Raw genomic sequence first — 13,403 nt, forward strand, 5'->3', positions numbered from 1 at the left:
GGGTCACGGGCGGGGGGGGAACACTACTGCCGTGGTGTTCCCCCCCCCCTCCCTCCCCCCCCCCCCCCCCCCCGCCGTTGGGGGGGAAGAGGTCAGCGCTGTCGCTGCGGAGCGAGGGCCTCGGTCAGGGTGACCACCTCGGTGAGCATCTGCTGGAGCATCACCTCGTGGCCCGGGGCCGGCGCGAAGGTCGTGAACTTCTCGAAGTCGGTCTTGAGCGACAGGTTGACCTGGGTGTGCACGGCGGTCAGCTGCACGCCCCCGACGATGTGCCGCAGGTGGTCGACGGCGCGGGAGCCGCTGACGTTGCTGCCGTATCCCACGAGGCCGACGGCCTTGTTGTTCCACTCGTTGTAGACGAAGTCGATGGCGTTCTTCAGAGCGGCCGGGATCGACCGGTTGTACTCGGGGGTGACGATGACGAAACCGTCGAGCGCGTCGATCTTGGCGGCCCAGGCGCGGGTGTGGTCGTGCTCGTAATCACCCATCCGCGGCGAGCGCGGCTCGTCGAACAGGGGCAGGCGGTAGTCGGCGATGTCGACGACCTCGAACTCCGCGTCCTCCCGGGCGGCGGCCGTCTTCTCGATCCACTGCGCGATCTGCGGACCGACACGTCCGGGACGGGTACTGCCGAGGATGATGCCGATGGTGGTCATGCGCGTCTCCAAGTACGACGAGTGTCATGGGCAAGGTCAAAAGAGTGCCGGTTCCCACCGGGACGTACGGTCGGAACCGGCCACGCGGAAATGCCGCGAATGCCTACGCCGGTGCCGGCTGCGCACCGGCGAGATCGACGGGGCTGCCGGTGCGTACCGACTCACGGGCCGCCTGGACGATCCGCAGCGTCCGCACCCCTGCCGCACCGTCAGGACCTGCGCCGCCGCCCTGTCCGGCCGCGGCGACGAACTCGGCGAGCATGACCGCGCACGGGTCGTCCCCACGTGTCTCCCACCGCTCACGGGATGTGGCGGAGTCGAAGCCGCCGACCAGCCGCGGGGAGACGGTGTACTCCACACTCCCCCGGTCCCCGATGAACGTCATGGCCGGGCCGCCCGCCGCCGTCCCGCTCTGCGCCGGGCCCCAGCTGCAGTCGAGCGACACGACGGTTCCGTCCGCGTAGCCCACGGTGACCAGTGCCGCGCTCTCGATGTCCGGCTCCCCGCTGAGGACGCTGTTCGCCTGCGCGTAGACCTGCTGCGCCGGTGTCCCGCCGAGCACCGCGTCGACCATGTCGAGCAGAAGGGGCGCGCCCGAGGCGAGCGCTCCGCTCTCCGTGCCGCGCGAGCGGGCCGGACGTGGCCTGTTGTACGCGCCGAGCACGGTCGTGAGGGTGCCGAGGACGTCATCTTTGGCGAGCTGTTCGCGTACGGCGGCGAAGGCCGGGCCGTAACAGGCCGGGGAGGCGAGACTCAGGCGCACGCCCGCGTCCTCGCAGGCCCGCACCATGTCCAGGGCGTCGGCCTCGTCGGCGGCCAGTGGATGCTCGCACAGCACGTGGGCGCCGGCCGAGGCCGCCCGCGCGACCAGTTCGGGCCGATGGCCGGTCTCGCTGGTGACGACGACGGCGTCGGGCCGCAGCGCGAACACCTCGTCCCAGCCGCCCGCGTACGTCGCGCCGAGCCGCCTGGCCGTCTCCCTCCCCCGGGCCGGATCGTCCGGTGCGCCGTCGGGGTCCGCGATGACCAGGTCCACGCCCGGCAGGCCGTGCAGCACCTGGGCGTACGTCGCGGCGCGCTCGTGGGCGAACGACAACACGGCGACCTTCATGCGGCAGCCCCCTTCACGGGCAGTTCGACGGCGCGGCCCGTCCATGCGGAGCGTGCCGCGGCCTGGGTGATACGGACGGCGGCCAGGGCGTCGTGGGAGACCAGGCGCGGGTCGGGGCCGCCCCGCAGTGCCCGGGCGAACTCACGGATCTCGGCGGTGAACGGGGACTCCCCGTAGTAGCCGAAGGCTCCGCCCGGGCCGCCGGACACCTGGATCTCCTGGGGCCACTCGGAGTCGTGGACGATCGTGCCGCCCGTGCCGGAGACGTGGTAGGTGACGCGGATGGGCGGTTGCGGTGTCGGTGTCCACCGGCTCACCACCTGGCTGAGGGCGCCACTGGCGTGCGTGAGGACGGCCGTTCCGACCGCCGAGGTCCCTTGGGGGGCGGGGGCGGCGATCTCGCCCTGGTAGTGGGCGTACACCCGTACGACGTCCCCGAAGAGCCAGTAGGCGATGTCCACGCCGTGCAGCATCTGGTCGGTCAGGATGCCGCCCGATTCGGCGGAGGCGTGGCCGTCCCAGGCCCGGGGGTGGTAGCCGGCCACGGTGAACCTGGCGACCGTTCCCGCGCCCAGGTGTCCGCCGGCCGCCAGCTCGTGCAGCCGGGCGAAGGCGGGGGCGAAGCGGATGTCGTGCGCCGGGTAGAGGGGCACTCCGGCCCGGTCCGCGGCCTCGACGATCTCCTCGGCCTCGGCGACATCGGCCGCCAGCGGCTTCTCGCACACCACCGCCACTCCCCTGGCGACGGCGGCCAGGGCGATGTCGCGGTGGGTGCCCGTCGGTGAGCAGATGTCCACGGCGTCCGCGCCGTCCAGCGCGTCGTCCAGCGTGTCGACCGCCTTGGCGCCGAACTCGGCGGCCAGGTCCGCGGCGCGCCCGTCCCGGGAGTGGACGCGCACGGACGCTCCTTCGGCGGTCCACGCCTCCAGGTGCAGCCGTGCTATCAGCCCCGCGCCGATCAGTGCTACCTCGAGCCGCCGCATGGCATCCCCCAGCCCTTCTTCCCTGTTGGCCGTCTGCGCAGGGAGATCCGGGCGCCCCGAGAGGCCGCCGACGTCCCACACATCCGAGGTCCGCCAGTTTCCCCCGCACCGCTCACCGGGACCATCACCAACGTGAGTAGTCCTGTCGGGCGGGGGTGGGCGCAGGTCGGACGCGGGGTGGGCGCGGGGTGGGCGCGGGTCCGGTGTCAGGCGTCCCGGCGGCCCGGGAGGTACTGGTCGAGCACGACGGCCAGGAACTTCGTGTGGTCCGGGAGCCCCGATTCGGCCACGAGTCCGTCGATGACGGCGCGCTGTGCCCGTGTCGGCTTGTACTGCAGCTGTACCGGTCCCAGACCGCGCAGGTCCGTGTTGTCCGGCGCCACGGCGAACAGTTTGGACTGGAACTTGGGCGCCCTGCGCGCGTCCTCGACGACCTGCGCGAGCCCCTTCTCGACGGCTGCCTCGACGGCCAGGAAGACGATCTGGGTGTGGGTCAGGTCGCTCTGCTTGCGCAGCTTCCGGAAGCGGTTGGCGACGTTCGTCGAGACGTAGAAGCCGACCGGCTTGGCGGTGTCCGCGTCGTTGAGGGCGGGCGGCGCCTCGTCGACCAGCTCGCGCGACGGCGACGGCACCACGGCCACCGGTGCCATCGGTGCCATCGGAGCGGCCTGGACCGGCGCCGGCTGGAGCGGAGCGGCGGGGGCCGGTGCCGAGGTCTGCGGGGTGGCCCATCCGGCGAGCGCGGTGGACGGCCCCGCTCCCCCGCTGAACAGGTTGCCGACGCCTTCGTCGGACATGGTCTGCTCGTCGTCCTCGTCGACTCGGGTCTTCTTGTTCTTCGGCGGTGTCATGCCGCGGCTTCCTTCCTCAGTTCGAGCGCCCTGGCGAACATCTCTTCGGTGAATCCTTCGTAGTCTGCGGCAAGTCCCTCGGCGGTCTCGGGAATCGACCGGTCCCCGTTGACGCGCCGGTCCGCCAGTTCCTGCACCAGGAGCCCACGCTTGCGTACGAGCCGTGCCACCGACTCCGTGTGGCCGATCAGGTGCTTGAACATGTGGGCCTCCTCGCCCAGCACCTTCTGCACCTGGCGCCGCACGTCGGCGTGGATCCCGGTGTACGTACGGCCGGTGTCGAAGAGCAACACTCCGAGAAGCGCGATGTGCGGGTTGAGTTGGCTGACGAACTTGACGTAGGAGAACTCGAGGCCGATCTGCGCGAGCCCGTCCTCCGCCCCTCCGTCGCTCTTCACGGGGATGACGAGCCAGCGCGCGGTGGAGAGGGCGAGGCGCTGCAACGACGGGTTCTCCGGCGGGGTGTCCAGAATGATGATCTGGTACCGGTGCGCGATCGGCAGCAGGCACATCAGCAGCCGCAGATAGGCGTGCGGGCCCTCCTTCGCGAGGAGCGTGTGGAAGAAGATCCCGAAGTCGTCGCCGAGGGCGGGGCCGCCCATGACAACGTCGAGGTTCTCCCGGACGTTCTCGCGCGGCGTGAGCGGCGCGCCGGTCCGCAGTGATTCGAGCAGCCCTGTCCCGCCGTCGTTCCACTCGGCCCGCTTGTACCCGAGCTCGCGCGCGATGTTGCCCTGCGCGTTGCAGTCGATGATGAGCGTCCGCAGACCGCTTCGCGCCGCCTTGCCGGCGGCGTTCGCGGAGACGGAGGATTTCCCGACGCCGCCCTTGCCATTGCCGAACATGAAGATGTGCGACAGCGCCTCCCAGGGGATGCCGGGCTGCTGCGCATGCGCGTCAGGTGCTTCGAAGGGGCTGGCCATGGGTCCTCACTCTGATTCAGGCCGGGATGGGTTGCCCTATTTGCGCTGTTTTGAAGGGTCAAAAGTTCGCTCAGAACGATCCTGCGCTCCGCAGGGCCCGCACAAGGGGTCTGGGTAGGGTCCGAAGGCACCGATCGGGCCCTGGATCGGCCCCTCGCTCCCCTGCCTTGCAGGTCAACCGGGCACTTCGGGATGGGCGACAAGCTTGCGGAGCCGCGAGCGCGAACGTGGTGCTTCCGGCCGCTCGGCATACGTGGATCCGCGCTGCTGTCCCGGTCGACTGCCAAGCAAGGGCACCATCTGACGCCTCCACAAGAACAGTCACCTCCAGAGCAGTTGTGTCACAAGGCGATGGGCACACTACCAGGAAGATCATGACTCATGTCGCCCGACGCACCGGCATACGGGCATGCGTTCAGGGAGCCGACCGGACGGGGATGCCTGCCGACAGTCTCAGCTGCGACTCCGCAGCCCCGCCAGCGACTGGGCCGGTCGCCCGATCAGCAGGCGCGTACGTGGCGAGTCATGCGGCCGTGCGTGTCTGCCCGCAACGTGTCTCGCAGGTCTGGCGACTCACAGGGAGGTGCGCAGTCGGTTCGACTTGCGTGCGGGGGTGCGGGCTTGGGTCGACGCCTGTTCGTCTGCGGATAACTGGGCGGGCGTGGGGACTGGTTGCGCTTCTGACAGCCACGCCTATCCGGGCACGTACCAGTGGACACATCGGCAGGGATGCTGGTGTGTCGGCTGGGACACGGATAGGTGAATTCACTTACGGGCTGTCGGGCAGGTCCATGACGGGTCCTACCGGCAGGCACGTCTACTGACTGACTCGCCTGTTCACCTGGCTCCGAACTGAGCACCTGGCAGACGTTCTCGCTGGTACGCAGGTACGTCATCAACCGAGCGGATGTATTGGTGTGCTGGCGAGTAGGCCGGTCTGCAGAGTAGTCGCCATGCCTGTCTGGGGGCAGGCAACTAGCCCTGTTGGCGGATGGCGTTGCGGGCGAGTCTGGCAGCAAGCCGGTAATCGAACTAACTCGCAGGGGGAGGGGCAGGCGGCCAGATGAGTGCGTCTGCTTGCGGTTGGGCTGGCGTGTGGGCGGAGCTGCAAATCCATCACCAGTCAGGCGGACGTGCGGGTTTGTAGGCAGACCGTCGAACAGGTCGGTAACCAACCGCGCGTGTCGACCCGTCCTTCCATTACTTACTAGGCCAGGTCGCCAGCACACGTACTGGCTTGTCGCTTGGCCTGTGAACAGGCAGCCAAACAGACTTGATGTGGCACGTAGCTGAGTGCGTTGGAAGAGGCTTACAGCCTGGCGTACAACGAGGTGCTTCTCAATGCCTCGCTCATCATCTAGCGCGATACGCACGACACAACGATGCAACCGGCCGCTCTCCAGGCAGGAGGTAAGACACACAGCCATACCCTCCTCCCTAGTTGCACGCAAGCTTGCGGCGATGTTTGCAGTGATGTTTATTTTGCCTGGTCAGAGGCGCTTTTTCTCCTCGACAAGGCAAGCGCAAGCATAGTTGCTATCGCATCGGCTGTCGCCCTCCTCTGGGTCTCTGATCGGCCCACTCACCCAAGACTCAGCGCCCTCCCTATGCCTCGTGTGATGCCTGGGTTCAGGCATTCCTCCGATACGGGTGATCCGGGTACACGGCACCTGAGTAGTGGGACTTACGGATGGAGCGCCCAGCTACCGGCGTTCCCGTTCATGCTGCTCCCGATCGATAGCGCTATCCCGGCCTGGCACCCCTCCAGCCAGCTCTTACGTGCGAGCCCGACTCCCGGACTATGCCGCGCTGGAGTGCAGTCAATCGGGGGTCCCTGCTGAAGTGCGCCCAGCCGACTTTCACCTGACATGCCCGCGCGGGCGTGGTGTCGGCGCGCACTCAGACTGGCTTCGGCCCTCTCTGGATGGCAGGACTTGGGTGAGCGCGCGGGGCGACTCGCGTGACAACTCCGTCTGTGAGATCTCGGCGTTCGTACAACACCAGTGCGCGTGGAGTATGCGTACCTCGACGAAGGGAACCGGGGGAGTGGCTGGGCGCCAGCTGCTCTCACCTCAGCCTGCGCGCTGCCCGCACACCTCGTGCCGCTCACGGGATCGCTGCGGCTCGGGAACGGTCCCAGCGCACTGTGCTGCCAGCTCGACGCACCGGCCCTCACCTCGCTGCCGTGGCCCACAACGGGCGGCATGACGAGCCTGGAACCCGCATCGACATGCCACGTCACAAACCCGCCCCGGCGCAACAGTCACTCCGCAAGCATCGCCCTTCTGACCGCATCGGATGAAGCAAGAGCGTGCTCTTCAAGTGGAGCGGCGTCGAGCACGGAACGTTCGACACAGCGCGCGCGGTGGAGTCGTGACAGCGGTTCAGAACAGGGCAGTGGCACGACCTCACGCCATACGGGCTCGTCTTCCTCAACCAGTACCGGCGCGCGGCATGGCCTGCCCTCCCTAGCATCGAGATCGACAAAGCTTCGTGCCACGCCACCAGCACGGGGCGAAAGGCAACGGAGTAGATCACTCGCGCAGCGCTCGCTGTCGTCCTCGCGCGGGCCATAGTGGGGGAGTGGAAAGTTCGTCAGGTCGAGCGGACGCCGGGCTCATTCCGTCGAGGGGTCCGTGCTGATCGTCCCCGGCACGTTTGCGATCAGTGACTTCGTCTTCGACGGGGTTCACCAGTTCTCTGGAGCGGACGGCAAGAAGCCCGGTCTCCGCTACCGCGAGGCGGGGCGACAGAACTCCGTCAGCAGCCGCACACCAGGTTGTCGGTGGGCCGTAACCGTTCGCGGCCAGGGCGGGGTCCGCCTCCCGACAAGACGCTCAAGCGCCCCCGGGAAGGCCGGCTACGGATGGACGTCCATCCATGGGCCCGCGCTGTCCGCACGCACCGCCACTCGGGAGCCTCGCCACCAGGTACGCCGCGTCGACCGTGCTCAGAGCAACCCGGCTCGGAGCCCATGAGGGCGGCAGTGGGGGAGTGGTACCGCCCAGAGGGTCCGCTGACATGGCGGGGGCCCCTCGGTCATCGGAAAGCACCGACAGCCACGAAGAAGCCCTCGGAACCAGAATTTCGACGAGTCCGGCCGGAGCGCTCAACGCCGCTGACAGAATTCATTGAATGTTGCAGTACTTCGAGATGGCCGAAGGCTTGGTGGTTGACGACCGGGGACCTACCCGCGGGCAAAGCACTGACCGTGGTCACGTGGTGACGGGCACAGAGCGCCCTGAAGGGGCCTCTGAGGCTCTGGGGCACCCGAGAGGCCACCGACGGTCACTGGGGGCCTCATTGGCGTTACTGGGGGCCTACGCCCGTTCTTCAGTGAGGTGTTGTCGAGCGCATCCGCGCCCCGGGACCTGCTGCTGCCGTGGAACCTGACGTGGGGGGACGGTACGTAGGGTCTTAAGCTGATACAGCCGTTACACCCTGTTTGTTCCGGTAGTTGGTGCCCCCGGTTCACACTCGGCCAGTCGGGGCTCCTCCTCCGGACCCCTTACGGCGTCTTCACGCCTCGTCACCCGAAAACCCGGCCCACACCTCAGCCGACTCTGGGCGCGCCCACAAACATTGGCCCAGCGAAAGCGGGCCGGCCTCGGCCGAGGTGATCCATCGACCATCCGGCCCGCTCACCCTTCCGTCCACCCGTAAAACCACAGCCTGACAAGGCGGCGACTCGTGGCAGCGACCAGCCGTAGTCGTCCGCCGGTCGCTTCAGTCGCTTGAGTCGCTCGGGTCCGACGCTTGAGTCGCTCGGACTGGGCTTGAGTCGCTGTCGTTCCGCGCTCATTTGAGCACAGCGACTGAAGCCCAGCGACCGGGGAGTCCTTCGGTAGCTGTTCAGTCGCTCCGCAAAGGCCCAGGTCAGAGAGGTCACTACGGACAGACAGCGACTGAAGCGACTCAACAGCCCTATATATGAGCTCATCTAGGTGTTCTCGTGTGCGTCATAGATAGAGACCTTCAGTCGCTTCAGTCGCTGTTTGGCTGTTTGCACGTCGCTGACCAGCAGTTTTTCGAAGCGACTCAGCAGCGACCGAAAGACGCCCCAGTCGCTGCGCGTTTTCCTTCAGTCGCTGGCGCCCCAGCAGGCTTGTTTTGTCGACACGGCCAACACATCTCTTTGGCCGTGCTTCCCAGCCCCGCCCGACACTTTCGCTAGGCTGTGTCTGTTGTTGAGTCGCTTCGGTCGCTGATAGGAGATGTACATGCCCTCTGAGCTGCGTTTTCCCCGCAGCGACTCGCGACACCCCGCGCCTGAGCCCTCAGTCGCTGGCTCCCCGCTGGCCACAGCCTTGTGGTGTGCTCGCCGAGGCTGGCCGGTGCACCCTCTGTCACCGGGCCGCAAGACACCCGCACGCAACTGCGACCGCTGCCGCAACACCTCGCACCCGGCAGCCGACTGCCCCTGCCTGCCCGCAGGCCGCTGGTGTCATGGCTTCCACGCCGCCACCCTCGACCAACGGCGCATCCAGCAATGGTGGACGGCACAGCCCGATTTCGGGGTCGGTGTGGCGTGCGGTCCCGCGGGCCTGGTCGTCGTCGACGTAGATGCCCACAGTGCCCCTCCGCCCAGCAGGCATCGCATTTTGCCGGGCATCCCGATCGCCGACCACATCGACCTCACCGGCCTCGCCACGGGCTACCACTCCCTGGCGGTCCTGGCCGCGCTGCGCGACCAGCCCAGCCCCGCGGAGGACGCCTCCACCCTGCGCGTGCGCACCCCTTCGGGCGGGCTGCACGTCTGGTACCGGTCGGAGGACTACCGCCGCTGGCAGTGCTCCACCGGCTCCGGCCAGGGCCGTGCCCTCGCCTGGCAGGTCGACATCCGGGCCCACGGCGGCTACATCATCGCCCCCGGCACCACGACCGCCGCGGGCACCTACACCCCCATCGGGGAGGTCAGGCAACCGGCCGCGCTGCCCCAGTGGCTCGCTCAGGAACTCGAACGCACCGGACACCTCCCCGCGTCCAACATCCCCGCCCCGCGCCCCGTCCCGCCCCGCGCCCAGCAGGCCGTGGTCGCGGCTGGAGGAGAACGGCCAGGCGCCGGGCACACCCTCGCCGCCATCCTGGCCCCGATCGAGGAGTGCGGTCGCGTACCCGAAGGAGCGGGCTTCTCCGACGCGCTCAACCGGGCCGCCTTCACCCTGGGCGGACTCGTCGCGGCCGACAGGCTGTCCCGCGAGGCCGCGGAGCAGGCACTGCGCGAGGCCGCCGCGGCCGCGCGCCCGGGACAGGAGCGGCGCGCCGAGCAGATCATCCTCAGCGGCCTGACCGCGGGACTCAAACGGCCCCTCTACGCCGACGGAGGATGCCCGTGACCTCACCCACCCCCGGCAACGAGACGCTCTTCGACTTCGACCCCGCAGCCGTGGCCGCCCAGATCCGAGGAGCCGGTGCCGTCCCCCTGCCCACCCAGGGCGATGCCTCCGGATCCCCCGCCCCGGCATCCGACGCGCCGGCGACCCCGCGCGGGCTGCTGCCCGACACCCTCACCGACCGCGGCAACGCCAAACTGTTCGTGAAGCTCTACTCCAACGACTACCGCCACGTCCCCGGCATCGGCTGGTACCGCTGGGACACCACGCGCTGGCAGATCGACGAGGACGACACGGTCCTGTGGGCCGCCGGAGACCTCGCCGAGAACATCGCGCCGCACGACACCAGAGGCCTGTTCACCACGACAGCCCTCCAACAACACCGTCGCCGTGCCTTGAGCACGACGGGGATCAACGCGATGCTGACGCAGGCCAAGTCGGCCCCCGGCATGGTCCTGAACGCGTCACGCCTGGACGCCGATCCGTATGCCCTGTGCACTCCGCAGGGCATCGTCGACCTGCGCACCAGCCTGATCAAGACCCCCGACCCCAACAAGGACTTCCACTCCCGCTCCACCACCGTCGGCCCCCAGCACGTCAACACCCCGCGCTGGAACCGCTTCCTGGCCGACACCTTCGGCGATGATGCCGAAGGCCGGGAGATGGTGGACTTCCTGCAACTGCTGCTCGGCTACTCCGTCACCGGGGACGTCGGCGGACAAGTACTGCCGTTCCTCTTCGGTTCCGGCAAGAACGGCAAATCCGTCCTCCTCGACGTCCTCATGAAACTCCTCGGCGACTACGCCGACGCCGCCCCACCCGGCTTCCTCATGTCCCGCCCCTACGAAGGTCACCCCACCGACCTCGCCGAACTGCACGGCCGCCGCGTCATCGTGTGCAGCGAGGTCAAGCACGGCGACAAGTTCGACGAGGCCCGCGTCAAACTCCTCACCGGCGGCGACCGCATCAAAGCCCGCCGCATGCGGCAGGACTTCTTCAGTTTTCAGCCGACGCACAAACTCTGGCTGCTGGGCAACCACCGCCCCGAAGTCGGCACCGGCGGCTTCGCGTTCTGGCGCCGCATGCGCCTCATCCCCTTCGAACGCGTCGTCTCCGACGAACGAAAAATCGACAACCTCGCGGACATCCTCGTAACCGAGGAAGGTTCTGGGATCCTGGGATGGCTCATCGACGGCGCCCGCCGTTACCTGGGGGGAGAGCGGGACCTCATCGGCCCCGAGCGTGTGCGGATCGCCACCACCGCGTACGCCGAGACCGAGGACCACACCGGACGCTTCTTCGAGGAGTGCTGCACCCTTGCCCCCGACCATCGCGCCGAGCAGACGGGTCTCTACGCCGCCTACAAAGCGTGGTGCCACAATGAGGGAGCACCTCCCATGTCCTCACGCGCTTTCGCGGCACGCGCCCGCGAGCTGGCCGGACTTGCCTCACCCAAGGAGATGATCCTGTCCAACCAGCGCAAGTACTACCCGGGTATCGGCCTGCTCACCGACGAGGAAAGGGAAGCAAGGGCATGAGCTCCCTGATCACCGAGGATGAGATCAGCCACGAGGCCGAGCTCGTCTGGCTGGAAGACATCACCGACCTCGACTACGTACGCCAGAGCCTCGACCGGCTCCCGACCCGCCGTGGCAGGCCCGCCTACCACCGCGACGGACGCATGGTCGGCTACGCGCTCCTCGGCCCCAAGGCCAAGGCGTCCCGCTCCTCCGGCACGTTCCGCCGCCGCGTCTTCTGGCTGCTGCCGCACGACCGCGACTGCGCCCCCGAAGGTCTCTACGCCACCGGTGCGCCGGCCGAGGCCGTGGACCCGCGCACACTCGCCGCACGGGTCAAGGGCTACAAGACGGAACGGTCGGAAGGCGGACCCCCGTCGACGGCCATGCAAGAACTGGACATAACGCTGCGCCCGCAGGCCTGAGCCGCCGCACACGTCGCCCACCCGCGGCGAAGCGGACGCTCAGGCTGCAGGCGCCCCGGCGAGCAGACCGATACCCGGGTAGTACTTGCGCTGGTTCGACAGGATCATCGCCCTCGGCGACGCCAGCCCCACGGTCTCCCGGACCCTCGTAGCCAGCGCACGCGACGCGATCGGCGGAAGGTCCTCGCTCCGGCACCAGGAGCGGTACGCCGCATGGAGCCGGGTCTGCTCGGCCTTCAGAGCGGGACCCAGCGCGCAGCACTCCGCGAGGAAGCGCCCGGTGTGGTCCTCGGTCTCCACGTACGCGGCGGTGGCGACCCGGACCCGCTCCGGACCGGAGAGCCCCTTCTCACCCGCCAGATACCGGCCGGCGCCCCGGATCAGCCAGCCGAGTATCCCGGGCCCCTCCTCGCGGACCAGGGCATCCGACAGGTTGTCGATTTTTCGTTCGTCGGAGACGACGCGTTCGAAGGGGATGAGGCGCATGCGGCGCCAGAACGCGAAGCCGCCGGTGCCGACCTCGGGACGATGATTGCCCAGCAGCCAGAGTTTGTGCGTCGGCTGAAAACTGAAGAAGTCCTGCCGCATACGCCGCGCCTTGATCCGGTCGCCGCCCGTCAGCAGCTTCATGCGGGCCTCGTCGAACCGGTCGCCGTGCTTGACCTCACTGCACACGATGACGCGGCGACCATGCAGCTCGGCCAGATCCGTCGGATGCCCCTCACGCGGACGCGACATCAAAAACCCGGGCGGAGCCGCGTCGGCGTAGTCGCCCAGAAGCTTCATCAGGACGTCGAGGAGGACGGATTTGCCGTTCTTGCCGGAACCGAAGAGGAACGGCAGTACTTGTCCGCCGACGTCCCCGGTGACGGAGTAGCCGAGCAGCAGTTGCAGGAAGTCCACCATCTCCCGGCCCTCGGCATCATCGCCGAAGGTATCGGCCAGAAATTTCTCCCAACGAGGCGTCCCGACCGACTGCGGCCCCACGGTGGTGGAGCGGGAGTGGAAGTCCTTGTTGGGGTCAGGGGTCTTGATCAGGCTGGTGCGCAGGTCGACGATGCCCTGCGGAGTGCACAGGGCATACGGATCGGCGTCCAGACGGGACGCATTCAGGACCATGCCGGGAGCCGACTTGGCCTGCGTCAGCATCGCGTTGATCCCCGTCGTGCTCAAGGCACGGGACCGGTGCTGCCGCAGCGCGGCATCCGAGTACAGACCACGCGGATCACAGGTCGCGATCGCTTCCGCGAGATCACCGGCCGCCCACAGGACCGCGTCGTCCTCGTCGGCCTGCCAGCGCGTGGTGTCCCAGCGGTACCAGCCCAGGCCGGGGACATGGCGGAAGTCATTGGCGTAGAGCTTCACGAAGAGCTTGGCGCTCCCACGGTCACTGAGACTCGCCGGGAGCAGTCGCTGGGCCGCGCCCTCCGGGGTGTCCGGGGCGAGAAGCGTCTCACTGCAATGTGAGGTCATGCGGTGCTACGCCCTGAGTCGTGGCGTCTTTTTCGCAGCTCAGAAGCCATGTCATTCCCCCGTTCAGCGACCCGAGCGACTCAAGCGACTCGACTCCCCCGTAAGAGTGCCGGACGCCGGCAGCGGTGCCG

Annotated in this window: 9 protein-coding genes; 3 read left to right on the forward strand and 6 right to left on the reverse strand. The window is 68.3% G+C overall.

Translation table 11 applies throughout. The annotated features are described in order from the left end of the window. Nucleotides 1-92 precede the first annotated feature (92 nt). From ACZ45E_RS20585 to ACZ45E_RS20605, 5 genes are all read right to left on the reverse strand, one after another. Nucleotides 93-656 (reverse strand): NADPH-dependent FMN reductase, encoded by a 564-nt coding sequence (locus ACZ45E_RS20585; protein ID WP_468222484.1) that lies wholly within the window; start codon nucleotides 654-656, stop codon nucleotides 93-95. A 103-nt stretch (nucleotides 657-759) separates the two neighbouring features. After that, nucleotides 760-1,767 (reverse strand): Gfo/Idh/MocA family protein, encoded by a 1,008-nt coding sequence (locus ACZ45E_RS20590; RefSeq protein WP_468222486.1) that lies wholly within the window; start codon nucleotides 1,765-1,767, stop codon nucleotides 760-762. Further along, a complete protein-coding gene (locus ACZ45E_RS20595) occupies nucleotides 1,764-2,750 on the reverse strand; it encodes a Gfo/Idh/MocA family protein (protein WP_468222488.1) in 987 nt (328 codons plus the stop codon). Before ACZ45E_RS20595 ends, ACZ45E_RS20590 begins: the two co-directional genes overlap by 4 nt. A 206-nt stretch (nucleotides 2,751-2,956) precedes the next feature. After that, complete coding sequence (locus tag ACZ45E_RS20600; protein WP_468222490.1) at nucleotides 2,957-3,601, reverse strand: hypothetical protein; 645 nt, start codon at nucleotides 3,599-3,601, stop codon at nucleotides 2,957-2,959. Continuing rightward, nucleotides 3,598-4,524 carry a ParA family protein gene (locus ACZ45E_RS20605; protein WP_468222491.1) on the reverse strand — a complete coding sequence of 309 codons (927 nt, stop codon included), beginning with the start codon at nucleotides 4,522-4,524 and terminating at the stop codon, nucleotides 3,598-3,600. Before ACZ45E_RS20605 ends, ACZ45E_RS20600 begins: the two co-directional genes overlap by 4 nt. Before the next feature lie 4,220 nt (nucleotides 4,525-8,744). Here ACZ45E_RS20605 and ACZ45E_RS20610 point away from each other — a divergent pair. Genes ACZ45E_RS20610 through ACZ45E_RS20620 form a run of 3 tightly spaced genes read left to right on the forward strand, consistent with a single transcriptional unit; the run spans nucleotide 8,745 to nucleotide 11,799 of the window. Next, a complete protein-coding gene (locus ACZ45E_RS20610) occupies nucleotides 8,745-9,860 on the forward strand; it encodes a bifunctional DNA primase/polymerase (protein WP_468222493.1) in 1,116 nt (371 codons plus the stop codon). Then, a complete protein-coding gene (locus ACZ45E_RS20615; RefSeq protein ID WP_468222494.1) occupies nucleotides 9,857-11,395 on the forward strand; it encodes a DNA primase family protein in 1,539 nt (512 codons plus the stop codon). Before ACZ45E_RS20610 ends, ACZ45E_RS20615 begins: the two co-directional genes overlap by 4 nt. Further along, the gene (locus ACZ45E_RS20620; protein WP_468222496.1) at nucleotides 11,392-11,799 is read left to right on the forward strand and encodes a DUF6009 family protein; all 408 of its coding nucleotides are present in this window, start codon (nucleotides 11,392-11,394) and stop codon (nucleotides 11,797-11,799) included. Before ACZ45E_RS20615 ends, ACZ45E_RS20620 begins: the two co-directional genes overlap by 4 nt. Before the next feature lie 39 nt (nucleotides 11,800-11,838). Here ACZ45E_RS20620 and ACZ45E_RS20625 read toward each other — a convergent pair whose 3' ends face one another. Next, nucleotides 11,839-13,272: a DNA primase family protein gene (locus ACZ45E_RS20625; RefSeq protein ID WP_468222498.1), complete on the reverse strand. Its 1,434-nt coding sequence runs from the start codon at nucleotides 13,270-13,272 to the stop codon at nucleotides 11,839-11,841. Between the last annotated feature and the right edge of the window lie 131 nt (nucleotides 13,273-13,403).

Source organism: Streptomyces sp. NPDC030991 (assembly GCF_055571235.1).